General features: G+C 60.5%; 20 protein-coding genes. 1 reads left to right on the top strand and 19 read right to left on the bottom strand.

Going from position 1 to position 24,422, the window contains the following annotated elements; translation table 11 throughout:
- Window positions 1–25: 25 nt before the first annotated feature.
- The 9 genes from VD17_RS09070 to arnB are packed head-to-tail and all read right to left on the bottom strand — an operon-like array spanning window position 26 to window position 10,418.
- Complete coding sequence (locus VD17_RS09070; protein WP_046053644.1) at window positions 26–1,624, bottom strand: ArnT family glycosyltransferase; 1,599 nt, start codon at window positions 1,622–1,624, stop codon at window positions 26–28.
- Complete coding sequence (locus VD17_RS09065; protein ID WP_046053545.1) at window positions 1,621–3,000, bottom strand: UDP-glucose dehydrogenase family protein; 1,380 nt, start codon at window positions 2,998–3,000, stop codon at window positions 1,621–1,623. The genes VD17_RS09070 and VD17_RS09065 overlap by 4 nt, the downstream gene beginning before the upstream one ends.
- Window positions 2,997–3,398 carry a 4-amino-4-deoxy-L-arabinose-phosphoundecaprenol flippase subunit ArnF gene (arnF, locus tag VD17_RS09060; protein WP_046053544.1) on the bottom strand — a complete coding sequence of 134 codons (402 nt, stop codon included), beginning with the start codon at window positions 3,396–3,398 and terminating at the stop codon, window positions 2,997–2,999. Before arnF ends, VD17_RS09065 begins: the two co-directional genes overlap by 4 nt.
- Window positions 3,395–3,739 carry a 4-amino-4-deoxy-L-arabinose-phosphoundecaprenol flippase subunit ArnE gene (gene arnE, locus VD17_RS09055; RefSeq protein WP_046053543.1) on the bottom strand — a complete coding sequence of 115 codons (345 nt, stop codon included), beginning with the start codon at window positions 3,737–3,739 and terminating at the stop codon, window positions 3,395–3,397. The genes arnF and arnE overlap by 4 nt, the downstream gene beginning before the upstream one ends.
- A complete protein-coding gene (arnT, locus tag VD17_RS09050; RefSeq protein ID WP_046053542.1) occupies window positions 3,736–5,385 on the bottom strand; it encodes a lipid IV(A) 4-amino-4-deoxy-L-arabinosyltransferase in 1,650 nt (549 codons plus the stop codon). The genes arnE and arnT overlap by 4 nt, the downstream gene beginning before the upstream one ends.
- The gene (gene arnD, locus VD17_RS09045) at window positions 5,382–6,266 is read right to left on the bottom strand and encodes a 4-deoxy-4-formamido-L-arabinose-phosphoundecaprenol deformylase (protein ID WP_046053541.1); all 885 of its coding nucleotides are present in this window, start codon (window positions 6,264–6,266) and stop codon (window positions 5,382–5,384) included. Before arnD ends, arnT begins: the two co-directional genes overlap by 4 nt.
- A complete protein-coding gene (gene arnA, locus VD17_RS09040) occupies window positions 6,266–8,257 on the bottom strand; it encodes a bifunctional UDP-4-amino-4-deoxy-L-arabinose formyltransferase/UDP-glucuronic acid oxidase ArnA (protein WP_046053540.1) in 1,992 nt (663 codons plus the stop codon). Before arnA ends, arnD begins: the two co-directional genes overlap by 1 nt.
- Entirely contained in the window at window positions 8,254–9,273 is a 1,020-nt protein-coding gene (gene arnC, locus VD17_RS09035; protein WP_046053539.1) for an undecaprenyl-phosphate 4-deoxy-4-formamido-L-arabinose transferase, read from the bottom strand. The genes arnA and arnC overlap by 4 nt, the downstream gene beginning before the upstream one ends.
- Window positions 9,270–10,418 carry a UDP-4-amino-4-deoxy-L-arabinose aminotransferase gene (gene arnB, locus VD17_RS09030; RefSeq protein WP_046053538.1) on the bottom strand — a complete coding sequence of 383 codons (1,149 nt, stop codon included), beginning with the start codon at window positions 10,416–10,418 and terminating at the stop codon, window positions 9,270–9,272. The genes arnC and arnB overlap by 4 nt, the downstream gene beginning before the upstream one ends.
- A gap of 389 nt (window positions 10,419–10,807) precedes the next feature.
- Between arnB and VD17_RS09025 the strand changes: the two genes are divergently transcribed.
- Window positions 10,808–11,746 (top strand): site-specific integrase, encoded by a 939-nt coding sequence (locus tag VD17_RS09025; RefSeq protein ID WP_046053537.1) that lies wholly within the window; start codon window positions 10,808–10,810, stop codon window positions 11,744–11,746.
- Window positions 11,747–11,756: 10 nt separating this feature from the next.
- Here the strand turns inward: VD17_RS09025 and VD17_RS09020 are convergent, their stop codons facing one another.
- From VD17_RS09020 to VD17_RS08975, 10 genes are all read right to left on the bottom strand, one after another.
- A complete protein-coding gene (locus VD17_RS09020; protein ID WP_046053536.1) occupies window positions 11,757–12,827 on the bottom strand; it encodes an ABC transporter ATP-binding protein in 1,071 nt (356 codons plus the stop codon).
- Window positions 12,824–14,422: an ABC transporter permease gene (locus VD17_RS09015; protein ID WP_046053535.1), complete on the bottom strand. Its 1,599-nt coding sequence runs from the start codon at window positions 14,420–14,422 to the stop codon at window positions 12,824–12,826. Before VD17_RS09015 ends, VD17_RS09020 begins: the two co-directional genes overlap by 4 nt.
- A 3-nt stretch (window positions 14,423–14,425) precedes the next feature.
- A complete protein-coding gene (locus tag VD17_RS09010) occupies window positions 14,426–15,439 on the bottom strand; it encodes an iron ABC transporter substrate-binding protein (protein WP_046053534.1) in 1,014 nt (337 codons plus the stop codon).
- A gap of 196 nt (window positions 15,440–15,635) precedes the next feature.
- Complete coding sequence (locus tag VD17_RS09005) at window positions 15,636–16,391, bottom strand: ABC transporter ATP-binding protein (RefSeq protein ID WP_046053533.1); 756 nt, start codon at window positions 16,389–16,391, stop codon at window positions 15,636–15,638.
- Window positions 16,385–17,446, bottom strand: a complete 1,062-nt coding sequence (locus tag VD17_RS09000; protein WP_046053532.1) for a FecCD family ABC transporter permease — start codon at window positions 17,444–17,446, stop codon at window positions 16,385–16,387. The genes VD17_RS09005 and VD17_RS09000 overlap by 7 nt, the downstream gene beginning before the upstream one ends.
- Window positions 17,443–18,624 carry an ABC transporter substrate-binding protein gene (locus VD17_RS08995; RefSeq protein ID WP_046053531.1) on the bottom strand — a complete coding sequence of 394 codons (1,182 nt, stop codon included), beginning with the start codon at window positions 18,622–18,624 and terminating at the stop codon, window positions 17,443–17,445. Before VD17_RS08995 ends, VD17_RS09000 begins: the two co-directional genes overlap by 4 nt.
- A 65-nt stretch (window positions 18,625–18,689) precedes the next feature.
- On the bottom strand, window positions 18,690–21,119 hold the full coding sequence (locus VD17_RS08990; protein WP_046053530.1) for a TonB-dependent receptor: 2,430 nt from the start codon (window positions 21,117–21,119) through the stop codon (window positions 18,690–18,692).
- 101 nt (window positions 21,120–21,220) lie between these two features.
- Entirely contained in the window at window positions 21,221–22,198 is a 978-nt protein-coding gene (locus tag VD17_RS08985) for a FecR domain-containing protein (protein WP_046053529.1), read from the bottom strand.
- Window positions 22,199–22,714, bottom strand: coding sequence for a sigma-70 family RNA polymerase sigma factor (locus tag VD17_RS08980; protein WP_046053528.1), 516 nt, complete (start codon window positions 22,712–22,714; stop codon window positions 22,199–22,201).
- An 80-nt stretch (window positions 22,715–22,794) separates the two neighbouring features.
- Window positions 22,795–24,036, bottom strand: a complete 1,242-nt coding sequence (locus tag VD17_RS08975; RefSeq protein WP_046053527.1) for an MFS transporter — start codon at window positions 24,034–24,036, stop codon at window positions 22,795–22,797.
- Between the last annotated feature and the right edge of the window lie 386 nt (window positions 24,037–24,422).

Raw genomic sequence — 24,422 nt, 5'->3', positions numbered from 1 at the left:
CGCAGCCTCGCAAGCTCGACAGCTGCTACAAAGGATTGAGGTGCAGCAGGACGTAATCGTTTTTGTCGAAGCTGCCGCTCAAAATGGGCGGTAACGCACCCAACGGCGTGCCCTGCAGGGCGCGGTAGTCGTTTTCATCCATCATCAGCCATTGCGGCCCCTGAAGGTTTTCCAGTTCTTGCGTCGATTCGGTGAAAACCGGCTGTAAGTCCTGCTCGATGTTGACCATGAACTTGATCGCCTTGGCGTCTTTTCCCATGGCGTGCAGCACCAGAGGCGCCGGGTCTTTCTGGACCAGTGCGAATGCCGCGCGGCTGAAAGTCCGGGTATCGTAGAGTCGGCGTTCGACCGGTTCGAATACCAGAATGTAGACCGACCACAACGCCAGGACCGCGCAAAAGGCCAGTGTCTGAGCCCGCCAGGCGGGCCGAAAAAGCACTGCCAGCGCGATGACTTGCAGAACGCCAAGCATGATCAACATTGCAGTCAGCGCCGGCATTTGCTCGGAAAAACGTCGGTGAGCGACCATCAATCCAACCACCAATAGAGCCGGGATCAACAACCACACCCCTTGCATCAACCCCCGCAACCACTCGAATACCCGACCCTGCGCCACCTGGAACGGATACGCCGCAATGATCGCCGCCATGGGCAACATAGGCAGCAGGTAACGGGCCTTTTTGGCCTGGGGGATCGAGAGCCCGACCATCACGATCAAGGCGGCCGCCGTGCAGTACTGCAACAGGCGCAGTGTGGGACCGGCCTGCCGAGGCGTTGTCAGCCAGACGGCGGCCAGTGCCAGCAACGCCAACGGATACGCGAGCGCATAGTTGCCCACTGAGCCGGTGAAGTAATACAGCGAACCGCTGACGCCTTCGCTACCGTCCAGGCGCCCCATGAACTGCATGCGCACCACTTCGTGCATGAAGTCCGGACCGCCGATGGTTTCCGCCAGCCACAACAGCACGCCCACGCACACGGCCAGTAGCACCGCCGCAATCAGGCCAAAACCAAAAAAATGCTGCCATTGTCGATTGAGCAAGAAATAGCTGCACAGCATGCCCGTGGGAATCACCAGCCCGATCGGCCCGCGAATCCCGAAACCCAGCAGCAACAACGCAAAGATCAACCACCACCGGCGCTTTGCTGCGAAATGATCGGCGGCATAACCCAGGTAGAACACCGAGAAAGCCACCGCCGTGAGCATCAAATCCAGGGACACGGCACGGGTTTCGGTGACAAAGGTGTTGGTCAGCAGCATCAGGGCGATGCTTAGCAACGCCCAGCGCTGGGAGTAGGGCGCCAGCAGCCGGTACATCAACGTGACGATCACCGCCCCGGCAATGGCGCTCGGCAACCAGGCAGTCAAACTGTTGACCTGCCCGAACGGCAGCGACAGCAGCCAGATGAACAGCGTCGTCAGCGCAGAATAATCCGCATACGGCTGGCCATAGGTGGTCGGAAAAAATGTCGGCCCGTGGCGCAGCATTTCCTGAGCGAACAGCACAAAGCGCGAATCGAAGCCGATCACCGCCTGCTGATACACCCCGGCGCTGAACAGCAGCAGCGCCAACAGCCCCAACCCCAGAGACTGTCGGCGGATACCAGGTGATGTCGCTATCAAGCAATGACCGAAGCAGCGGGCCACTGCTGATGTGGAATCGGCAGATTGCGCGATTCACCGCGGCCCATCGGGAAGTACTTGAAGCCGGCGCGAGCCAGGCGATCGGCGTCGTAGAGGTTGCGTCCGTCGAAGATCACCGGTGCGTTGAGCCGCTGCTGGATCAGGCTGAAATCCGGGGCCTTGAACTGCTGCCATTCGGTGCAGATGATCAACGCGTCAGCGCCGGACAATACCGATTCCGGTGTGCCCATGAGCATCAACTTGGGTTCATCGGGATACAGTTGCTGGGTTTCCTGCATGGCTTCCGGGTCGAACGCGCGGACATTGGCCCCGGCGGCCCACAGCGATTCCAGCAGCACCCGGCTCGGTGCATCGCGCATGTCGTCGGTGTTCGGTTTGAACGCCAGGCCCCACACGGCAAAGGTCTTGCCGCGCAAATCGCCCTTGTAGAACGCGTTGATGCGGTCGTACAGCTTGTGCTTCTGACGCTCATTGATCGCTTCCACCGCTTGCAGCAAATCGCTGGAGCAATGCGCCTCTTCGGCGCTGTGGATCAGGGCGCGCATGTCCTTGGGAAAGCACGAGCCGCCATAACCGCAGCCGGGATAGATGAAGTGGTAACCAATGCGCGAATCGGCGCCGATGCCCAGGCGCACCGATTCGATGTCGGCGCCCAGGTGTTCGGCCAGTTCGGCGATCTGGTTGATGAAGCTGATCTTGGTCGCCAGCATGCAGTTGGCGGCGTACTTGGTCAGCTCGGCGCTGCGCAGGTCCATGAACATGACCCGGTCATGGTTGCGGTTGAAGGGCGCGTAGAGGTCACGCATCACGTCACGCACCTCATCGCGTTCGCAGCCGATGATGATCCGGTCCGGGCGCCGGCAATCGGCCACGGCCGAGCCCTCTTTCAAAAATTCCGGGTTGGAGACGATATCGAACTGCAGCAAGCGGCCGACCTTGATCAGGCACTTGTCGATATGCGCGCGCAAGTTGTCACCCGTGCCCACCGGCACCGTGGATTTCTCCACCAGAATTACCGGTTGTTCACGATGACGCGCCACGGCTTCTCCCACCGACAGCACGTAACTCAGATCCGCCGAGCCGTCGTCCCGGGACGGTGTGCCGACCGCGATAAACAACACCTGGCCATGCTGCACCGCGAGTTTTTCGTCGGTGGTGAACTGTAGACGTTTGCCTTCCAGGCCTTCGCGCACCAGGCTGGCCAGCCCCGGTTCGAAAATGCTCACGTGGCCTTGTTGCAACAGCTCGATTTTCTTCTCGTCAATGTCCATGCAGACCACGTCGTGGCCAACTTCAGCCAGGACGGCGGCTTGCACCAGACCAACGTAACCGCTACCAAATACACTGATTTTCATGGGGTACTCCTGAGTTCGCGCGAGCGAGCAGGCCGAGAGTTAATGGTAATGACACCGAGGATGACCAAGGCCACCCCGATGGTTTTTGAAAGGCTGAACGCTTCGTTGAACAGCGGCAGGCTGGCGGCCAGCAGGTACACCAGCGCGTAGCTGATGCTCAGCAGCGAATAGGCCCGGCCCAGCGGTAAATCCCGCAGGGCGGCGAGCCAGCAAAGCATCGACAGGGCGTAGGCCAGAATCGCCGCCAGCACCACGGCGACAGCGCTCAAATCAATGCTGGCGGTGAACCAGTATTCAGGTGGCGGCAGGCGGCTCATGCTCCAGCGCATGCCCAGTTGCGCGGCACTGACCAGCAGCACGCTGCCCAGCGCGAAGGTGATTCCGCGACGCAGGTTCATGTGTGTTGCCCCAGCAGCACCACGCCACCGATCACCAGTGCCACACCCAACCAGTGGCGACGGTCGATGGTTTCGTGGAAAACGAAGCGGGCGACCAGGGTGATCAGCACGAAATTGAGACTCAGCATCGGGTAGGCGATGCCGACCTCGAGGCGCTGCAACACCAGCAGCCACACCAGCAAGCCCAATCCCAGAGCAGCGAGGGCCAGCCACAACCACGGCGAACGCAGTTTCTCGCTCCAGTCCGATACCTTGTCGCGCCAGCTTTCCACGGCGTATTTCTGGGCGATCTGGCCCAGGCAGGTCAGCAGGCAGGCGGCCAAGAGCAGTAACAGGCTCATGACGCCTCCTGAGGGAAGATCAGAATCACAATGTTGCCTTGTTCATAACGCTTGCCATCCTTGGGCAGCCGTTCGATTTCTTGCAGTTCCTCGTCACCTTTGACGCGCATGACCACGCCGACCGAGCCGCTCTGGCGGGCGTTGCGCATCCAAGCTTGAACCTGGTTCGGGTGAACTTGCTGCTGTGCGCCGTCAGGATAGGCGAGGCCATATTTCAATTCGCCTATCGTGTTGTACAACGCCACGTCCGGGCGTTTCAGACGCCAGGCCAGGGCCCCGGCGGCGCCGAGATCGTTGCTCAGCAATTGGTCGGTCTGGCCGAGTTCCTGGGAATGCTCGAGGATGAATTGATCGGGCATCTTGTTGGCGACCACCGACTCAGGCAGCCCGGCCGGCAACAAGGCGATCAGCAGCAGACTGCCGAAGGCTGGCGCCGCCCAGCATTGCAACGGTCTAAAGGCTTGCAGCAGGTTGGCCATGATCCAGCCGGTCAGGCCGATGAACACCAGCACCAGGTTGTGCAGTTCATGGTTGTAGAGCGGTTTTTTCAGTTGCAGGTAGACCAGGGCCACCAGGATCGTCAGGCCCAGCAGCAGGTTCAGCAGACCATTGATGCCCAGTACCCGGCCTTGCTCAAGCTTCAAGCGGTCCACCAGTGCATGGCCCAGCAGCAACGCCAATGGCAACAGGCACGGCAGGATGTAGCTCGGCAATTTGCCTTTGCTCAGGCTGAAAAAAATCAGCGGCATCAGCAGCCACAGCAGCAGGAAAGCGATGTTGGCCTGGCGTCGTGTGTCCCACGCCTGCTTCAGCGCCGACGGCAGCAACGCCACCCACGGCAGACTGAAGGCGACCAGCAACGGCAGATAAAACCACCACGGTGCGTCATGCTGCGCGTCGTCGCCGGCGAAACGGCGAATGTGTTCATGCCAGAAGAAGAACCGCCAGTAATCGGGTTCCTGCGCGTGCACGGCCAAGGCCCACGGCAAGCTGACGGCGACGGCCACGGCAATCGCCAGCGGGCCGTAGATCAGCAGTTCACGCCAGCGTTTTTGCCAGATCATCCAGGGCAAGGCGATCAGCACCGGTAGCAGCCAGGCGAGAAAACCCTTGGTCATGAACCCCATGCCGCAGGCCAGGCCCATCGCCGCCCAACCGATCAGGCGCTGGCCACGGCTGACGCTGTCGAGGGCAAACCACAAGGCCACCAGACTCAAATTGACCCAGAAGGTGAATTGCGGATCGAGGTTGGCGTAGCCCGCGGCGCCAGCGATGACGGTGAGACTCATGTACAGCAGCGCGCAGGCAAAACTCTTGCGCGGTTCGTTCCAGAGCCGGCGAGCGATCAGGTAACACAGCAACACACTCAACCCGGTGCTCATCGCGGAGGCAAACCGCACGCCGAACAGGTTGTCGCCAAACAACGCTTGGCTGGCGGCGATCATCCAGTAGCCGGCCACCGGTTTTTCGAAATAACGCAGGCTCATGAAATGCGGCGACACCCAGTTGCCGCTCAGGAGCATGTCCTGGCTGATCTGGGCGTAGCGGGTTTCGTCGGGAATCCATAAGCCATGGCTGCCCAGCGGCAGCAGGTACGCCAGAGCGAAGATAGCCAGCAACAACGGTAATGCCCAGCGCTTGCTCATACGCCTTGCACTCCCAACCAGCCTTCGCGTCCTTCCAGGGTGCCGCGCAGCACCCGGCCAACCGGCAAGGTGTCGGTCGCCTCGGGCAGCAGATCGCCCAAGGGTTGAAAACGGATGTTTCGCTGGCGCGCATCGGCCAGCAGTTGACGAAAATCGTGGGCCATCAGAATCCCTTCTACTTCGGCATGGATCGTGTAGACGTTGAGTTTTTCGGGGCTGAAGCGATCAAGAATAAAAGCGTTGAAGTCCTTGGCCGCCACGCTGGGGCCGACCACCTCATCGAAGGTTGGCAGGTCCACCGGAATCTGCGGCGCCCCCAAACCACCATTGGACAATCGCGGCTGAAACAGGCTCTGGCCCCGGCAATCGCTGTTGTAGCGAAAGCTGAACGCCTGCTTGGCCTCGATCACGCGCTCGTCTGCCCGCCACCCGGCGGACGCCGAGCATTCGACGTTTTGCCCGAGGATGTCGGCGAGCGTGTCCACGCCCCGACGAAGGTGCTCGATCAGTTGCTTGTCATTCCAGCGCCCGGCATTGGCCTGCCAGCCGTGATGATCCCAGGCGTGCAGCCCGACTTCATGCCCGGCTGCAATGGTTTGACGCATCAAGTGCCCAAGATCACGGCCGATCGGTTTGCCGGGCCACGCGGTGCCGGCCAGCAAGATGTCCCAGCCGTACAGGCCTGCCGCGTTGGAACGCAGCATTTTCCAGAGAAATTGCGGGCGGATCAGGCGCCACAAATGGCGCCCCATGTTGTCCGGCCCGACACTGAAAAAAAACGTCGCCTTGACCTGCGCTTCATCGAGGATTTCCAGCAGCCGCGGCACCCCCTCACGGGTGCCCCGGTACGTGTCGACATCAATCCGCAGACCTGCCCGCATCAGCGCTTGTCCGCGATTTCGAGCATGGCTTCACGCAGGAAGAAATCCAGCGTATTGCCGATGGTCTCGCTCATCTCCACGGTCGGCGTCCAGTCCAGCAGACGTTTGGCGTTGGCGATGCTCGGCTTGCGGTGGGACACGTCCTGATAGCCGGTGCCGTAGAATGCTTTGCTTTCGACATCGCGGAACCCGGCGAACGGCGGGAAGTTGTCGCGCAACGGGTGCGCTTCGAACTGACGCAACAGCTCCTCGCCCAACTGGCGAATGCTGGCTTCGTTGTCAGGGTTGCCGATGTTGATGATCTGGCCGTTGCAGGCGTCGTTGTCGTTGTCGATGATCCGCGCCAGCGCTTCCACGCCGTCGGCAATGTCGGTGAAGCAGCGTTTTTGCTCGCCGCCATCGAACAGGCGAATCGGCGTGCCTTCCACCAGGTTGAGGATCAGCTGAGTGATCGCGCGGGAACTGCCGATCCGCGCCGAGTCCAGACGGTCGAGACGTGGGCCCATCCAGTTGAAAGGGCGGAACAGCGTGAAGTTCAGGCCTTTCTGGCCGTAGGCCCAGATCACCCGGTCGAGCAGTTGCTTGGAGATCGAGTAGATCCAGCGTTGTTTGTTGATCGGACCGACGATGAGGTTGGAGGTGTCTTCGTCGAAGTTCTGGTCCTGGCACATGCCGTAGACTTCGGAGGTCGACGGGAAGATCACGCGTTTGTTGTATTTGACGCAGTAGCGAACCAGTTTCAGGTTCTCTTCGAAGTCCAGCTCGAACACGCGCAGCGGGTTGCGGGTGTACTCGATCGGCGTGGCGATCGCCACCAGTGGCAGGATCACGTCGCACTTCTTGATGTGGTACTCGATCCACTCGGAGTGGATGCTGATGTCACCTTCGACGAAGTGGAAGTTCGGGTGACTGCGCAGACGCTCGATGGCATCCGAGCCGATGTCCAGGCCATACACCTCGTATCGGTCGTCGCGCAGCAGGCGCTCGGACAGGTGATTGCCGATGAAACCGTTGACGCCGAGGATCAGCACGCGGGTGCGACGCGGGGCACGACCGGACTCGGCGCCACGCAGCACGGAACCGTCCACCAGACCCAGTTCGTTGGCCAGTTGCGGGCCACTGAGGTACAGGCCATTGTCGTTGCGCTGGCCGGCGGTGATCACCAGGGAATCTTCGCCGCAGGCGATCCGCAGCGGGTCGACGCTGATGACCCGGCCCGGTGCCTGGCCTTCGTTGCCCTTGGCGACTTCTGCGTTCCAGACAATCAGCTTGTGTTCGCCCACGGCGCAGAAAGCGCCCGGGTAAGGCTGAGTCACCGCGCGAACCAGGTTGAACAGTTCTTCCGCCGGTTTTTGCCAAACCAATTTGCCGTCGGCCGGGGTACGCCGGCCAAACACCGTGGCTTGGGATTCGTCCTGTGGGGTTTCGCTGACTTTGCCGGCGAGTAACGCTGGCAAGGTGTCATGTAGCAAGTCGCTAGCGGCCAGACGCAATTTGCCGTGCAGGCTCAGCGCGGTGTCGCTGCGTTCAATCGCCACGGTTTTCTGGGCGAGGATGGCGCCGGCATCGGCCCGTTTGACCATGCGGTGCAGGGTCACGCCGGTTTCGGTTTCGCCGTTGACCAGCACCCAGTTGGCGGGCGCGCGGCCACGGTAGCGCGGCAGCAACGAACCGTGCAGGTTGAAGGCACCTTTGCTGGCCGTGGCCAACAGCGGTTCACTCAGCAGGTTGCGGTAGTAGAACGAGAACAGGTAATCGGGGTTGAGCTTGGCGATGCGCTCGATCCACAGCGGGTGGTTGGCATCTTCCGGGGCATGCACCGGAATGCCCTTGCGTGCGCACAGTTGCGCAACAGAGCCGTAGAACGCGTTTTCCTTCGGATCATCGGCGTGGGTAAACACGGCGGCAATGTCAAAGCCCGAGCTAAGCAGGGATTCGATGCCGGCACAGCCAATATCGTGATAGGCGAAGACAACAGCTTTTGCACTCATGAGTGAACCTGATCTGAAGAAATGGAGGTGAGACCGTCAACGGTGACAACGGGAACCGGGGCAGCGGGTTGGTTACGCAGGACTTTTTCAATAAAGAACCGGGGGCGGGCGCGGACGTCGCCGTACATGCGGCCCAGGTATTCGCCCAACAGGCCCATGCCGATGAATTGGCCGCCAGTGAAGATGAACAGCACGGCGAACAGTACGAACGTCCCGTCGCCGGCCCAATGGGCGCCGAAGGCCAGGCGCAACACGATCAACGCCGTGGCAAACAGCACGCCGAGGGCTGCCATGGCGAAGCCGACAATGCTCAACAAACGCAGGGGCGTGGTGGTCATGCAGGTGATCAGGTCGAACATCAGGTTGACCAGGCGCATGGGGCTGTACTTGGATTCACCATGTTCACGCTCGGCGTGGGTCACCAGAATTTCCGTGGTGTGCCGGGCGAAGCTGTTGGCGAGGATCGGGATGAAGGTGCTGCGTTCGCGGCAGGCGAGCATGGCGTCGACGATGGTTCGCCGGTAAGCGCGGAGCATGCAGCCGTAGTCGGTCATGGCGACGCCGGTGGAGCGCTGCACGGCCAGATTGATCAGCTTCGACGGCCAGCGGCGCAGCGCCGAGTCCTGACGATTGCTGCGCACGGTGGCGACCACGTCATAACCCAGCTCGGCCTGAGCCACCAACCGCGGGATTTCTTCGGGCGGGTTTTGCAGGTCGGCGTCGAGGGTGATGACCACATCGCCCTTGCACTGCTCGAAACCGGCCATGATTGCCGCGTGCTGGCCGTAGTTGCGGTTGAGAATGACCGCTACGAACGGGCTGCCTTTGAGCGATGCTGCCTGTTCCAATATTTGCGCCGAGTCATCGCGGCTGCCGTCATCGACCAACACAATCTCGTAGTCATGGTGCAATTGCTGACACGCCGCTTCGGTACGCCGGAGCAACTCGGGCAGGCTGTCTTGCTCGTTGTAGACCGGAATGACGATCGACACGCAGCGGATTGGGTAAGGTTTCACAGGCTTGAGTCCATAACGTTTTCAATGGCGCCGACCACACGATCGACGTCATCGAGGGTCATGTCGGGGAACAACGGGATCGAGCAGAGCCGCGCCGAGTTCCATTCGGTGTTGGGCAGGTAGATGTTGGGGAAGCGTTGGCGGTAATAGGTGTGGAGGTGAGTGGCGATGAAGTGAATGCCGGTGCCGATGTTCTGTTCCTGCAGAGCCTTCATGAACGCTTCGCGGTCCAGCCCGCAGCGCTCGGTGTCGATACGCAGGATGAACAGGTGCCAAGCGTGCTGCTGCGCATAGGCTGGAAGGGCCAGGGGTTGCACCGGCAAACCTTCCAGTCGCTGCAAATAAGCACCGGCCAGCTCCGTGCGTTTGGCGTTGATTTCGTCCAGTCGCTGCAGCTGCACCAGGGCGATGGCGGCGTTAATGTCGGCCAGGTTGTACTTGAAGCCGGGCTCCATGACCTGAGCCTGAGGTTTGCGCCCGTGAGTCAGGCGGTCATAGGCGTCGACCCCAAGGCCGTGAAACTTGAGCATGCGCACTCGCGAGGCCAGGGCTTCGTCATCGCTGACGAACATCGCGCCTTCGGCGCAGGTCATGTTCTTGATCGCGTGGAACGAGAAGATTGCCGTGCCTTTCGCGCCGACATGTCGCCCTTTGTAGAAGGTGCCTGCGGCATGAGCGGCATCTTCGATGACGGGGATGCCGTGTTTGTCGGCCAACGCATAAAGCGGATCGAGATCGAACGCTGCACCGGCGTAATGCACCGGAATAATGGCTTTGGTGCGCGGCGTGATCGCCGCTTCGATGCTGGCCAGGTCACTCATCAGCGTGTCGCGATCTACGTCGACGAACACCGGAGTCGCGCCCAACAGGCAGATCATGTTGGCAGTGGACACCCAGGTCTGCGACGGCGTAATGACTTCGTCGCCCGGACCAATGCCCAATGCCAGCAACGTGATGTGCATCCCGCCGGTGGCCGAGGACAGTGCCACGGCATGACGACATCCCACGTAATTGGCGAATTGCTCTTCCAGCTCCTGATTTTTCGGCCCGGTAGTGATCCAGCCGGAGCGCAGCACTTGCTCTACGGCGGCAATTTCTTCATCGCCGATACTGGGGCGGGAGAAGGGGAGAAAAGCCTGACTCATGGGCACCTCTGGGCTAAAGAGTGAATAGCCTGTGAGGCTAAAAAAAATTTGGATCCAGTGCAAGCATAGACGCTAAAAGAAAAGCTGTATCAACAAGTTACTCGAAATACCTGACGATTTAGATAGGTTGACATTTTCTGCCATGGTCGGCAGGTTGGTCCCTCGCAAAGAGACAGGCTGGACTCATTGAGGTTATTCCTGATTTTGTGAAAGGGACATGAAAAACCAGTCGGCGAATCGTTTATCTGGGGGGCATACAGCCACTGTTCAGGCTTCTGCCGTTCATCGAGTTTTCTAGTAGAAGGTCCTACAGAAGTGTCCCGCTTTACATGAAGGATGTTTCAATCCTTAGTTGTTTAATGAACTGTTTCCACTGAAGGCCGTTTCGTTTGATTGACTTACCCGCTACCGACCCAATTCCCTCAAAGACCAATCCGTTGACCCTGTATCTGGCACGTCTGGCGCCCTCCAGCCAACTGACCATGCGTTACGTGTTGCAGGACGCCGCTGACCGGTTGGGCTTCGAAGACATGAACGTCGAGGAGATTCCCTGGCACAACCTGCAACCGGAAGATGTCATCGCGCTGGTGGCCACTTTGCGCACGGACGGCTATGCGCCGAACACCTCTTCGCTGTACGTCAACGCGGTGCGCGGGGTGATGAACGAAGCGTGGCGCATGAGCCTGATCAGTCAGGAGCACTTGCTGAAAATGCGTTCGGTGAAAGGGATTGCCGGCACGCGTTTGTCCCAGGGACGTAACCTCAGGCGCACGCTGATCCAGGAATTGATGGCGGTCTGCGCTGCCGATCCACGGCCACAAGGGTTGAGGGATGCGGCGATCATCGGGATTTTGTATGGCTCAGGCATGCGCAAATCCGAATCGGTGAACCTGGACCTGAACCAGGTCGATTTCGCCGAGCGCAGCCTTCGTGTGACCGCCAAGGGCAATAAGCAATTGATCAAGTACGCACCGGCTTGGGCGTTCGCCAAGCTCAATGACTGGCTGGAACTGCGGCGCTCGCTACTGAAGGAGGGTGAAGTGGACGATTCGTTCCTGTTCAATCGCATCCGCCGCGGTAGTCACATCACCCGCGAGCGCATCACCAAACATGCGATCTATTACATCGCCCGACAACGGGGCGCGCAGGTCGGGGTGAAAATCATGCCGCATGATTTTCGACGTTCGTTCATTACCCGCGTCATTGAGGAGTACGACTTGTCGATCGCCCAGAAACTCGCCCATCACAGCAACATCCAGACCACCGCCAACTACGATGTGCGCGATGACAACGAACGGCGTCGGGCCGTGGACCGGTTCGATCTTTGATAGACGAGGTTCAGGATTCGCTCAGTACATGGGCATGGCCGATTGTCGAAACGTGAACCGCACTGCCGGCGGGTGGCGCATACAGGCCCGAGCTGCGCACCATTAATGATCGCCCAGCCTGTTGCCCGGAAGCCAACGTTTCCAATTCCACCGTCAACGTGCAGGTATTGCCGCTGAAATCCCGCTCGGTCACAACGGCACGACACCCGGCAGCCTCGGTTGGGCTGGGCTGGATGCTGACGAGTTGCAGTTGTTCGGGACGCAGCATGATCTGCGCCGATTTGTTGTTCCGGTGGTTGTTCACCGGTATGCGACCGAGATCGCAATGGGCCCAGCCTGCTTCGATTCTGGCGGGCATGACCACGGCATCTCCCAGAAACAACGCGGTTTGTTCATCCTCGGGGTAGCGGTAAAGATCCAGCGGATGGCCTGACTGCACCAGTCGACCGTCGCGCATCACCGCCAGCTGATCGGCAAACGACAAGGCTTCACTCTGGTCATGGGTGACCAGAATGGTGGTCACGCCAGCGTCGGTCAGCAGCCGTGCGACCATTTTGCGCATGGCGCCCCGAAGTCCGGTGTCGAGGGCCGAAAACGGCTCGTCCAGCAACATCAAGCGCGGCTGTTGCGCCAACGCCCGCGCCAGCGCCACGCGTTGTTGCTGGCCGCCGGACAGTTCATGGGGCCAACGGTTGGCCATGTTCGCATCCAGCGCCACGCTATCCATCAGTTCTGCGACTCGCTCTTGTTTTGCACCGCCCTTGATCGAAAGCCCGAAACCGATGTTCGCGGCCACGGTCATGTGCGGGAACAGGGCGCCGTCCTGGGGAACATAACCAATCAAACGCTGATGCGCCGGGACTTCGTGGGTGTTGTCGACGAGCGTTTGGCCATTGAGTGAAAGACGGCCCGTATCCGGGAATTCGAAGCCGGCGATCATCCGCAACAACGTGGTTTTTCCTGAGCCGGACGGGCCGACGATAACCGTTCGGCTGCCCGTTGGCACCGACAGGTTGATGCTCTCCAGCGCTTGATGGGAGCCGTAGGACTTGGAAATGGAATGGAGTTCAAGAGCGTTCATCGGCCAGCCGTTCGTTTGGATTGGTGATAAAGAAGTCCGGTCAAGGGAAGCGACAGCAAAATCATCAGCAGGGCATAGGGCGCAGCCGCAGCGTAATCGATTTCGCTGGTCATGGCCCAGAACCCGGTGGCCAGGGTGCGCGTGCCGTTGGGGGCGAGCAGCAGGGTGGCGGTCAACTCATTGGTGATCGCCAGAAACACCAGTGCGGCGCCTGCGGCAGCACCGGGCGCGGCCAGGCGCAGGGTGATCAGCCACAATGCCCGGGCAGGCGAGCGGCCGAGGCTGCGGGCCATGTTTTCCAGCTCCACCGGCGCCTGGGCGATCCCGGCGCGCAAACTCACCAGAGCGCGGGGCAAAAACATCAGCAGGTACGCCAGCAGCACTGTGATGGTCGTCTGGTAAATCGGCCGGGCGAAATGGATGGTGACGGTCACCAATGCCAGGGCCACGACGATCCCGGGCAACGAACTGGTGATGTAGTTGCAGCTTTCCAGTACGCGCTGCAACCGGCCCGGAGAGCGAATCGACAGCCAGGCAATCGGGATGGCGGCGCAAGTGGTGAGGGCGGCACCCACAACGCCGAGCAGCAGCGTCTGTTCCAGCGCTGGCAGAAGTTCGTCCATCTGCCAGACCTGCATACCGCCAGCTATCAGCCAGTTACCTAAAGTCACCAGTGGTACGCCCAGCGCCAGCGCGCAGGTCGCGATCTGTACGGTCAGGGCGAGGAGCGTTGTTCCGGGTTTCAGACGCACCACTCGCTGTTCGCGAGCGCTTCCCGACCCGACCCGGGCGTAACGCGCCGAGCCACGAGCGGCCGATTCTGCGGTCAGCATCACCAGGCAACACAGGGCGAGCACGCTGGCCAGCATGTGGGCGGCAGGGCCGTTGAAGGTGGACTTGAACTGATCGAAGATGGCCGTGGTGAAGGTGTCGAAACGGATCATCGCGTACAGGCCATATTCGGCCAGTAAGTGCAGGCCCACCAGCAAAGCACCGCCGCAGATGGCCAGGCGCAACTGCGGCAGGACCACGCGGAAAAATATCGCCCAGGGTTTTAGCCCCAGCGATTCGGCAACGTCTTCGATGGCCGGATCGAGCCTGCGCAGGGTCGCTGCAATCGGCAAGTACAGGAACGGGAAGTAGGCGATGACCGAGACCAGAACCCCGGCAAACAGACCGTGAATCGGTGGGGCCAGACTGACCCACGCATAGCTGTGCACGAACGCCGGTACCGCCAGCGGCGCGGTCGCCAACAACGACCACCAGCGCCGCCCCGGCAGGTTGGTGCGCTCTGTCAACCAGGCCAGAGACAGGCCTAGCGTGACGCACAACGGAATCGTGATCACCACCAGTAAAACAGTGTTGATCAATAATTCAGCGACCCGAGGCCGGAAAACCAGCGGCACAAGGGTCGCCCAGCCTGTCTGAAACGATACGCCGATGACGAAGGCAATCGGCAGCAGCGACAGGAGCGAAACCAGCACCGACAAACCGATCACCCACGCGCCACCGCGCCCCGCGAAGAGGCCGCGGGTTCGTCGTCGCAAGTTCGCGGGTATCGCCTCGGCGACACCCGCTGGCAAGGTTTCAGGCATCAATTAGAGCAGTCCCGCCTGAGTCATCAGCTCCACCGCTTTTTTACTGTCGAGTTTTGACGCATCGACTGTCGGCGCGTCGAGTTGCTGCAAAGGTACCAGTTTTGGATTGGATTCAGCGTTCTTGCCCACGGCGTATTCAAACGATTTGCCGGTTTTGAGGATGGCCTGGCCATCTTTGCCGGTAACCCATTTGAGGAACGCCTGGGCTTGTTCCTTGTGTTTGCTGGACGCCAGCACGCCGCCGCCGGAGACGCTGACGAACGCGCCCGGATCCTTGTGTTTGAAGTAGTGCAGGGCTGTGTTCTTGCTGTTTTCGCCGGTCTTGGCCTGGTCGCCGAAGCTGTAATAGTGGTAGATCACACCGCTGTCGACCTGCCCGGCGTTGACCGCTTTCAGTACCGCACTGTTGCCGCGATAGATCGTGGCATTGGCCTTTAACCCTTTGAGCCATTCCAGCGTGGCGGCTTCACCCTTGAGTTCCAGCACGGCGGCGACGATGGCCTGGAAGTCGGCACCGGCCGGTGAAGCACCCCAACGACCTTTCCAGTTTGGGCCGGCAAGGTCCATCAGCGACTTGGGCAGCTCGGCTTCGGGCAGTTTGCTCGGGTTATAGACAAACACCGTGGAGCGCGCGGCGATCCCCACCCATTTGCCATGGGCCGGGCGGTAAGCATTGCCGACCTGTTCCAGGGTGGCCGGCGCAACCGGTGCAAACAGCCCAGCGTTGTCGACCAGCACCATGGCCGGGGAGTTTTCGGTCAGGAACACGTCGGCCGGGGAGGCGGCGCCTTCCTGTACGATCTGATTGCCCATCTCGGTGTCGTCGCCATTGCGCACGGTGACCTTGATGCCGGTTTCCTTGGTAAAACCTTCGATCCAGGATTTGGTCAGGCTTTCGTGCTGGGCGTTGTAGACTACGATGCCATCGGCATCCGCCGCATACACGTGGCCGACGCTCAGCAGCGCGGTGGCCAGCAGTGCTTTTTTCAGGAAAGAAGGGATACGGGCATTCATTCTGTGGGCAGCTCCGGTTCTTTTTTAGAAGTCATGCATGCAGACTCGCGGGTAGCACAATGCGAATCATTGGCATGTTTTGAGTTGCAGCGAATGTAGAGAACAACATGAGAAAAAAACGTTAAAGAAACCGTTAATACATGTCATTTTCATTCAGATTAGCAGCACCTCAGCCCATTGCGCGGTGGATCGGGTATCAAACGATGTCGTCGATCAGAATGTGGCGCTGTCCACGGCTGCATTGCTCGATCCTTGCTTCAACCTCGTAGACTTCGCGCAGCATCTTCACCGTAATCACTTGATCGCTGGGACCGCTGCCCTGGCTGGTGCCATTGGCGATCACTAATACCTGATCGGCAAAGCGTAGCGCCTGATTCAGGTTATGGATCGCGATGAACACGATGACTTCGCGTCTGCGCGCCAGTGCGCGCATGAAGTTCAGCACTTGCACCTGCCGATGCATGTCCAGCGCGCTGGTCGGTTCGTCCATCAGCAGAATTTCCGGCTCGCGCACCAGGGTTTGGGCGATCGACACCAGTTGTTGCTGGCCGCCGCTCAGTTCCCCAAGGTTGCGAAAGGATAGTTCAGTGATCCCCAGGGCGCCGAGAATCTGGTCCACCCGCTGCAACTCATCGTCGTGGACAACCCAGCCTGGCGTCAGTTGTTTGCGCGCCAGCAATACTGACTCGTAAACCGTCAGGCGGGCGCTGGCATTCAAGCCCTGAGGCATGTAGCTGATTCCCTGAGGGCCTTTTTTCGAGTCCTGCAGGTTGACCTGGCCTGGGCCGTCAATCAGCCCGGCCATGCGTTTGAACAGCGTCGACTTGCCCGCCGCATTCGGTCCGACCACCGCCACCACTTGGCCGCCGTTAAACGTCGTCGTGGTCACGCCCGTAATGATCTGGCGCTGACCGTAGTGGGCACCAAGGTTCTCCAGCTGGATCTTCACCATGAGTTTTTCTTCCCGCTGAGGATCAGAGATATGAAGAACGGCACGCCAATCAGCGAGGTAACCACGCCAATGGGGAATATCGCGCCCGGGATCAGGGTTTTGCTGACCACGGAACTGGCGGACAGAATCAGCGAGCCGGTCAGCAGCGAGGCCGGTAAAAAGAACCGTTGATCTTCACCGATCAACATTCGGGCGATGTGGGGGCCAACCAGTCCGATAAAGCCGATGGTGCCGACAAACGCCACCGGAAATGAGGCGAGCAGGCTGACCATGATCAGCGTCTGAAAGCGCAAACGCCGCACGTTGATCCCGAAACTCGCCGCCTTGTCGTCGCCCAGCCTCAGGGCGGTCAAAGCCCAGGCGCGCCTGGCGAAAATCGGCAGGGTGATCAGGATCACCAGACAGATCACCCCGAGTTTCGGCCAGGTGGCTTTGGTCAGGCTGCCCATGGTCCAGAACACCACCGCCGCCACGGCTTGCTCGGTGGCGAAAAACTGCACCAGCGCCAGCAGCGCATTAAACGTAAACACCAGCGCAATGCCGAGCAGCACAATGGTTTCGGCCGTTACGCCGCGACGCATGCTCAAGAAGTGGATCAGCAGCGCAGAAAGCATCGCCATGATGAACGCATTCACCGGCACCATGTATTGCGCCGCCAAGGGGAACAACGCGACGCCAAACGCCAGTCCCATCGCCGCGCCAAAACTGGCGGCGGCGGAAATGCCGAGGGTGAAGGGGCTGGCGAGCGGGTTGTTGAGGATCGTCTGCATCTGCGCGCCGGCCAGGGACAACGCCGCGCCGACCGCCACGGCCATCAGGGCCACCGGCAAGCGGATTTCCCACATCACCACCCGGACTTGCTTCGATGCGGTATCTGGAGAAAACAATGCCCCGAGCACTTCGCTCAGGCTGTAGCTGGCCGGGCCCAGGGCCAGATCGAGCAGCACGCTGAACACCAGCAACACCACGAGCGCACCGAGGATCAGCCGTTTACGCAGCACCAGTTGACGGTAGGTGTCGCTCTGCACGATCTGTACTTCACCCAGGGAACTCATTGATGGCTCTCCTTCAGACTGACGAAGTAGCCTGACTCATAAGTCACCGGCAGGAACCGCTCATGGAGTTCACGAAACGAGGCGTCGGGATCGAGGTCTGCAAACAGCGTCGGGTGAAACCATTTGGCGAGTTGCTGGATGGCCACGAACTGGTAAGGGCTGTTGTAGAACTGATGCCAAATGGCATGAAAGGCCTGGTTGTCCTGAGCCTTGATCCCGGCATACGCCGGGCGTTGGGTGTACCAGGCCAGTTTGTTTCGGGCGTTAGTCAGGTCCGCGCCGGGTCCGACGCCGACCCAGCGACCACTCGGCGCAAAGGCTTCCCAATTGGCGCTGGTGACAACCACTTGGTCGGGATTGGCGACAATCACCTGTTCGGGGTTCAGTTGGCCGAAGGTGCTGGGAATGATGCCTTTGGCAATGTTGTTGCCACCGGCCATTTCCACGAAACGACCGAAGTTCTCGTTACCGAAACTCAGGCAGCAATCGTCGGTGTAACCGCCGATGCGTTCGATGAATACATTCGGGCGCGACGGCTTGCTGGCGGCAATCACGTCAGTGACGCGGCGGATCTGTTGGTTACGAAAGTCGATGAAAGCCTCGGCGCGTGCTTCTTTGCCAAACAGCTGGCCGAACAGGCGCATGGTCGGCTCAGTGTTTTGCATCGGGTTGTTGCGAAAGTCGACGTAGACCACCGGGATGCCTAGCGCATCGAGCTTGTCGATGTAGCGCGCGTCTTCGGTGGCGTGCTGCGCTTCGATGTTGAGGATGATCACGTCCGGCTGTTGGGAGATGGCTTGCTCGATGTCGAACGTGCCGTCTTCAAAGCCGCCAAAGGTTGGGATCTTCGCGATGTCCGGGAATTTGCGCAGGTAGGCGCCGTAGGTGTCCGGGTCGGACTGAATCAAGTCCTTGCGCCAACCGACGATGCGTTCGATGGGGTTTTGCGTATCCAGCGCGGCGACCAGATACAACTGACGGCCTTCGCCGAGAATCACGCGCCTGACCGGGAGGTGGACCTTGACCTTGCGTCCCAGCAGATCGGTCACCGTGACCGCAGCAGGATCCTGATCGGCCGCAAATGCGGTGTGCGGTGCCAGACAAAACAACGCCACGCCGAGAAACCCTGCCAATAGCAGGGCCGTGAAGGCGTGGCGGCGTCGAAGAACAGAAGCCATGGTTGAAACCTTTGCAGGAAGCCAGACAGGGCAACGGCTCAGGCCGTTGCCCGGGGCTGAACGTTTCAGAAATCGACGGTGGCCGACAGTTGCAGGGTGCGCGGCGAGCCTTGGGAGAAGGCACCGTAGGACGCGACGCCGGACCAGTATTCCCGGTCTAAAACGTTCTGCACCGTTGCCCGGAAGGTGGTCGGTCGGTCCGCGATGCGCGTGGCATACCGCGCGCCGACATCGAAACGCGTCCACGGGTCGAGTTCCTGGGTATTGGCCTGATTGATGTACTGACTGCCGGTGTAGATCGCGCCGCCGGTCAAGGTAAAACCTTCGATCCACGGGGTATCCCACTCGGCCCAGAGGTTGGCCTGGACTTCGGGTACGCCGACCGGTTTATTGCCACGGTTGGCGGCAACACCGGTTTTGGTCAGTTCGGCGTCGAGCAGGGTCACGCCACCGAGCAGGCGCGTGCCTTGGGCGATCTCGCCAAACACGTTCAGCTCCACGCCGCGGTTGCGTTGCTCGCCCTGTACCGAGAACACCCCGGCAGCCAGTTCGCCGCTGGGTTTTTTGATCTGGAACAGAGCGAGCGTGGAGGTGAAAGTGCCGTAGTCGACTTTGACTCCGACCTCCTGTTGCCGGGAGATGTAGGGCGCGAAGATCTCGCCCGAGTTCGAGGCCGTGGCCGGCGCGATGTCGCCTTTGCTCAAGCCTTCGATGTAGTTGTAGTAGAACGACACATGGTCCCAGGGTTTGACGACGACACCGAACAGCGGCGTTGTCTCGCTCTTATCGTATGAAGTGGTGACCGCGCCGGCCGCGTTGAAGTTATCGGACTCGATGTTCTGTTTGCGTAAGCCGAGGGTGACCTGCAAGCGCTCGTCCAGCACCGAAAGGGTGTCGGCCAGGGCCACACCGGACAACTCGGTCTCGGACACTTTCAACGCATCCGGCGTGGCGATGGACGGTTTTGGACGGTCGATCGGGTGGTAAATATTCGATCGTACAGCCGGGCCGGAAATGATGCCGCGAGACAACTCATCGCGGTAACGGGTGACTTGCAGCGTGGTGCTGTGGCTGATCGGTCCGGTGTCGAAGCGCAGGCGCGCGCCGGCATCGACGGTGTAGCGTTCGACTTCGAATTTGTAATAACCGGGGATCGAGGACGTGTCGCCGGCAGCGTTGAGGATGGTTGGGGTCTGGTCGGACATCCGCGAGACGTCCGACTTGCCGCCGCCAGCATGGGCGAACACGGTCAGGGCGTCGTTGAGGTCGTATTCGGCACCGAGCAACGCCGACTTGTCGCGGGTTTCGGACCAGCCCCAGTCCTGGCTCACGTTGGTTCGGCCGTTGGCGGCGGAAGGCACCTCCAGCCCTGACGCAATAAGGAACGGCCGGGAGGCAGCGTCGAACTCTTCTTTCTGGCTGATCAGGTCCAGCGTGGTTCGCAGGCGCTCACCCTGATAGTCCAGCGAGATGGCGCCGATATCGACATCCCGGGATTGATCGTCGATGGCTGTGTCACCTTGCTGGGTGCTGCCGTTGATGCGCACGCCAAACTGGCGCCCCTCACCGAAGCGCCGACTGACGTCGAGGTGGCCGCCGATCTGTGAGTCCATGGCGTAACTGGCGGTGAACCGGGTCAGGTCTTCGTCGAGGGAGCGCTTGGGCACCACGTTGATCACGCCACCCACGCCGCTGTTCGGCGACATGCCGTAGAGCAGGGCACCGGGGCCCTTGATCACTTCGATGCGCTCGGCGTATTCGGTAAACACCCGGTAGTTGGGGGCGACGCCGTAGACGCCGTCGAACGCCAGTTCACCGAGGTTGCCTTCACCCACCGGGAAGCCGCGGATGAAGAAGGAATCGACAATGCCACCGGTCTGGCCCGTGGAGCGTACCGAGGAATCGCGCTCCAGCACGTCGGCCACGGTGACCGCTTGCAGATCTTTCATCAGCGCCGAGGTGTAGTTGCTCACGCTGAACGGCGCGTCCATCACATCCTTGTTGCCCAACATGCCGAGGCGCCCGCCGCGGGCAATCTGACCACCCGGGTACACCGGTGGCAAGCTGTCGCTCCGTGCGTCGATACCGTTGACCGTGGTTTCGGCAAGGGTCAGGTCGGCACTGTCGGCCGGGCGCGGCGCCAGGGTGTAACTGCCGTCACTGCGCAAAACCATGTCCAGGCCGCTGCCGGCCAGCAATCGGCTGATAGCTTCCTGGGTCGAGTAGGTGCCGGAAAGTCCCGGACTGCTCAGGCCTTCGGTCATCGCCGGCTGAAACGACAGCGCAATGCCGGCTTCCACAGCAAATCTCGACAAGGTCGACCCCAGCGGACCGGGGGCAATGTTGTAAGCGCGGGTAGCGGTGGTGTCCAGTTGAGCTGGCGCAGCGGCGCAGGCAAAGGGGCTGGCGGCGCCGGTCAGGGCAAGGCTTAGCAACGCGCTGCGGACAGCCAGCTTGAGTGAGCGATCCGAACGCGGAGGTCGTGCAGCGAGCATGGAGTGATGACCCTTTCGACGAGGTTGAGAAGTTCTTCCTTTCCTTGCCAGTCGAGATCAAAAAAAGTATCACCCTCGCAGCAACTTTTTTTGCGCGGGGTTCAGGCGGGGGAGAGCGTCACCCAATAACCGCTCAAATGGCCGGTGGCGATCACCGGGTAGGTTTGCACCAGCATGTTCAACGTGCGTTGGGTATCGCTGATCGGGAATGCGCCGGAAATGCGCAGTTCGGCAATCGCCGGATCGACACGTACGAAGCCTCTGCGATAACGCGTCAGTTCGGCGGCGAAGTCGGCCAGACGCAGGTTGTCAGCCATCAGCATGCCTTGGGCCCAGGCGCTGACGGAGCGATCCACCGGGTTCAACGGGCCAAAGGCTTGCGATGAAAAGTCGGTGCGTTGCCCGGCGTTTACGATCAATGGCGGCACGCGGTTGCCATCGGGTAATTGAACCCTGACCGCGCCTTCCAGTACGGCGAGGTGCGTGCGAGGTTGCTGCTCGCGAACGATAAACCGTGTGCCCAATGCCTGCATTCGCCCCTGACGCGTGCTGACCAGAAAGGGCCGAGCCTGAGGCATTGCATCTGGCGCGGTTTGCACCAGGATTTCACCTTCGCGCAAGTTGATCAGCCGCTGATGGGCGTCGAACAGCACATCGATGGCGGTGTCGGTGTTCAGGGTGATCTGCGAACCGTCGGCCAGGTTCAGCTCGCGACGCTGGCCAAGGGCGGTCCGGTAGTCGGCCGACCATTGCTGCGATTCCACCAGTTTCCAACTGCCCCAACTGGCGGGCAGGACGGCCAGAATCATCGCCAGTTTGCCCAGGGCGATACGGCGATCCGGATTGCCTGGACGATCGAGCGCCGACATCGCCAAGGACGGTGGCAGCCCGCCGAGTTTACTTTGCAGCAACTGTGCGCGGCCCCAGGCGCGATGACGCTCGGGGCTGCTGACACGCCAGCATTCCCATTCGGCACGCTGGGTTTCGTCAAGATCGCCTTCGCTCAGACGCATCAGCCATTCGGCGGCTTCGTCGAGCACTTGGGGATCAATCTGCGCGTCACTGCGGTGAGTCGACATTCATTCCACCAGCATCAGGCATTGCACGAAGGCTTGCTTCATGTAGCGCTTGATCGTGATCAGCGATACGCCCAGTTGCGCGGCAATGTCCTCGTATTTCAGCCCGCCGATCTGTGATAGCAGGAACGCGCGTTTGACCAGCGCGGGAAGGGCATCGAGCATTGCGTCGATTTCGTGCAGGGTTTCCAGCACCATGAAACGGTGTTCGGGCGAAGGCACTTCGGGGGCGGGCAGCAGCGCGAGCGCATCGAGGTAGGCGCGTTCGAGCGCCTTGCGCTGGTACCAATTGACGAGAATGCCCTTCGCCACACAACTCAAGTAAGCCCGGGGCTGTTCGATGACGGCAACCTGGGAGGCGAGTATGCGGGTGAAGGTGTCCTGCGCCAGGTCCGCCGCATCCATGGCGTTACCCAGTTTTTTGCGCAGCGTGGCATACAGCCAGCCATGATGGCCGCTGTAAAGGGCCTCGATCGCGCGCAGATGATTGTCGGGGGAAGCGGGCAGGGTAGCGCTCATGGATGATAATTTTTAGCGATTGAGAAGTATTCCCAATACTAGATGACAGTGAACTAGCGACGCAAGAAGATACTGCTTGATCAGTCGCCGGGAGACGGATCGCTCGCGGGCATGATCACCGGTCGATAACGCAGCGCGACGATGGGGATCAGTGCAACCCCATAAGCCAGGCAAACGAACAGGTAGATGTACGGCAATCCATAGACCTGGCTCAGCAAACCGCCGGCCGAGATGCCGGCAATGGAGGCAAATTGAGCGGTGCCTTGAGCAATTCCCAGCACGTGACCCTGCTGCGAACTGTCGACCGTTTTAGAAATCAGTGCCATCAGCACCGGCGTCGTTGCGCCCAGCAGCACGCCCCAAAGGAAGTAGGCAATCACAAACACCACCGTGTTTCGGGTGATGCCGGCCAGGGCCGTCAGGCCAATACAGCCGATGACGATGTAGGTGATACGGTGCAGGGTTTCCTGCCGGGTACGGTGTTCGAAGTACCTCGACCACGGCGTCGCCGACATGATGAAGCCCAGGGCCAGCAAGCCGTAGCACAGGCCCACGACCGAATGGCTGACCTCGAACACCGAGCTGACATACAGCGAAAACGAGGTCTGCGGAAGCATCCGCGCCAACAGCAAAATCCCCATCACACCCAGCAGCGACGGCAACGGTGAACCCTGCCAGAGGCTGCGTGGCCGACTGACTTGCGTAGCATCCACCTTCAGCGTTTTCTTCACCGGTGGTACATCCGGCAACGTCACCGCCGCTACCACGGTGCACACCGCACACAGTGCCGAGGCAATGATGTTGATCCAGAAGAACGTCGCATAATCGAGAATCAACCCGCCGACCACCGCGCCGAGCAACGAACCGACGTTGGTCGAGATCTGCAGGAGGGCAAACAGGCGTGCCCGCCGCGAAGGGGCTTCGATGCTGACACCGTAGGCTTGGGCCGGTGCGATGTAGCCGGCAAACGCGCCCTGCAAAAAGCGCAGGATCAGGATCACCCAGATGTCGCTGCACAGTGCCAGCGCAAGCTGAGTCAACGACAAACCGGCGAGCGCACGGATCATCATCAGCTTGTGGCCATGGCGGTCGCCGATACGGCCCCAGAAAGCGCTGGTCAGCATAATCCCCAGCATCGGGCCGACGTAGACCGCGATGCAGGCGAAGCTGAACAGCGATTCCGAGTCGGTCAGCCCACGCAGGTACACCGGCCAGAACGGACCGCTCATTTCCATCGCGCCCATGGAGACGAGCTGGATCACGAACAGTAGATAAATCAGGATTCTGACGCTCGAACCCTGGAAGATGGCTCCGTGGGGCATTGTTCAGTCTCGATGGGCAAACGTCGTCGATAGAGGGAGGGCGCGAGAGTACCGGTTTATGCCGCCTGCTGGCGATGGTTACGCGAGTGCTTGTTGTTGAGGCGCCGGATACCTTGTCGACGAAGATCACTAGTGAAAGCGCGCACTGACAGTTGGTTAAACCCAAATGAATCGAGAAGCCCCAGGGGTAATGCCAGCCAGTTAAGTCATAACGCAGTCCGTGTAGCAGCTGCCGAAGGCTGCGTTCGGCTGCGCAGCAGTCGTAAAACCTGGCCGCGAGGTAGTCCTGAAGAACCGCATTGCCTGATTTCACGACTGCTGCGCAGCCGAACGCAGCCTCGCAGACTCGACAGCTGCTACAGGGGTAAATAGCCTTCCTGCTACGG

The organism is Pseudomonas fluorescens, from assembly GCF_000968015.1.
Taxonomy (GTDB): domain Bacteria; phylum Pseudomonadota; class Gammaproteobacteria; order Pseudomonadales; family Pseudomonadaceae; genus Aquipseudomonas; species Aquipseudomonas fluorescens_W.
Note: the sequence above shows the minus strand (reverse complement) of the source record. Positions and strands in the feature narration are given on the sequence as shown.

Coding starts and splice junctions, on each gene's coding strand:
- VD17_RS09065 (WP_046053545.1), bottom strand. CDS start 3,000: ATGAAAATCAGTGTATTTGGTAGCGGTTACGTTGGTCTGGTGCAAGCC.
- arnF (WP_046053544.1), bottom strand. CDS start 3,398: ATGAACCTGCGTCGCGGAATCACCTTCGCGCTGGGCAGCGTGCTGCTG.
- arnE (WP_046053543.1), bottom strand. CDS start 3,739: ATGAGCCTGTTACTGCTCTTGGCCGCCTGCCTGCTGACCTGCCTGGGC.
- arnT (WP_046053542.1), bottom strand. CDS start 5,385: ATGAGCAAGCGCTGGGCATTACCGTTGTTGCTGGCTATCTTCGCTCTG.
- arnD (WP_046053541.1), bottom strand. CDS start 6,266: ATGCGGGCAGGTCTGCGGATTGATGTCGACACGTACCGGGGCACCCGT.
- arnA (WP_046053540.1), bottom strand. CDS start 8,257: ATGAGTGCAAAAGCTGTTGTCTTCGCCTATCACGATATTGGCTGTGCC.
- arnB (WP_046053538.1), bottom strand. CDS start 10,418: ATGAGTCAGGCTTTTCTCCCCTTCTCCCGCCCCAGTATCGGCGATGAA.
- VD17_RS09020 (WP_046053536.1), bottom strand. CDS start 12,827: ATGAACGCTCTTGAACTCCATTCCATTTCCAAGTCCTACGGCTCCCAT.
- VD17_RS09015 (WP_046053535.1), bottom strand. CDS start 14,422: ATGCCTGAAACCTTGCCAGCGGGTGTCGCCGAGGCGATACCCGCGAAC.
- VD17_RS09010 (WP_046053534.1), bottom strand. CDS start 15,439: ATGAATGCCCGTATCCCTTCTTTCCTGAAAAAAGCACTGCTGGCCACC.
- VD17_RS09005 (WP_046053533.1), bottom strand. CDS start 16,391: ATGGTGAAGATCCAGCTGGAGAACCTTGGTGCCCACTACGGTCAGCGC.
- VD17_RS09000 (WP_046053532.1), bottom strand. CDS start 17,446: ATGAGTTCCCTGGGTGAAGTACAGATCGTGCAGAGCGACACCTACCGT.
- VD17_RS08995 (WP_046053531.1), bottom strand. CDS start 18,624: ATGGCTTCTGTTCTTCGACGCCGCCACGCCTTCACGGCCCTGCTATTG.
- VD17_RS08990 (WP_046053530.1), bottom strand. CDS start 21,119: ATGCTCGCTGCACGACCTCCGCGTTCGGATCGCTCACTCAAGCTGGCT.
- VD17_RS08985 (WP_046053529.1), bottom strand. CDS start 22,198: ATGTCGACTCACCGCAGTGACGCGCAGATTGATCCCCAAGTGCTCGAC.
- VD17_RS08980 (WP_046053528.1), bottom strand. CDS start 22,714: ATGAGCGCTACCCTGCCCGCTTCCCCCGACAATCATCTGCGCGCGATC.
- VD17_RS08975 (WP_046053527.1), bottom strand. CDS start 24,036: ATGCCCCACGGAGCCATCTTCCAGGGTTCGAGCGTCAGAATCCTGATT.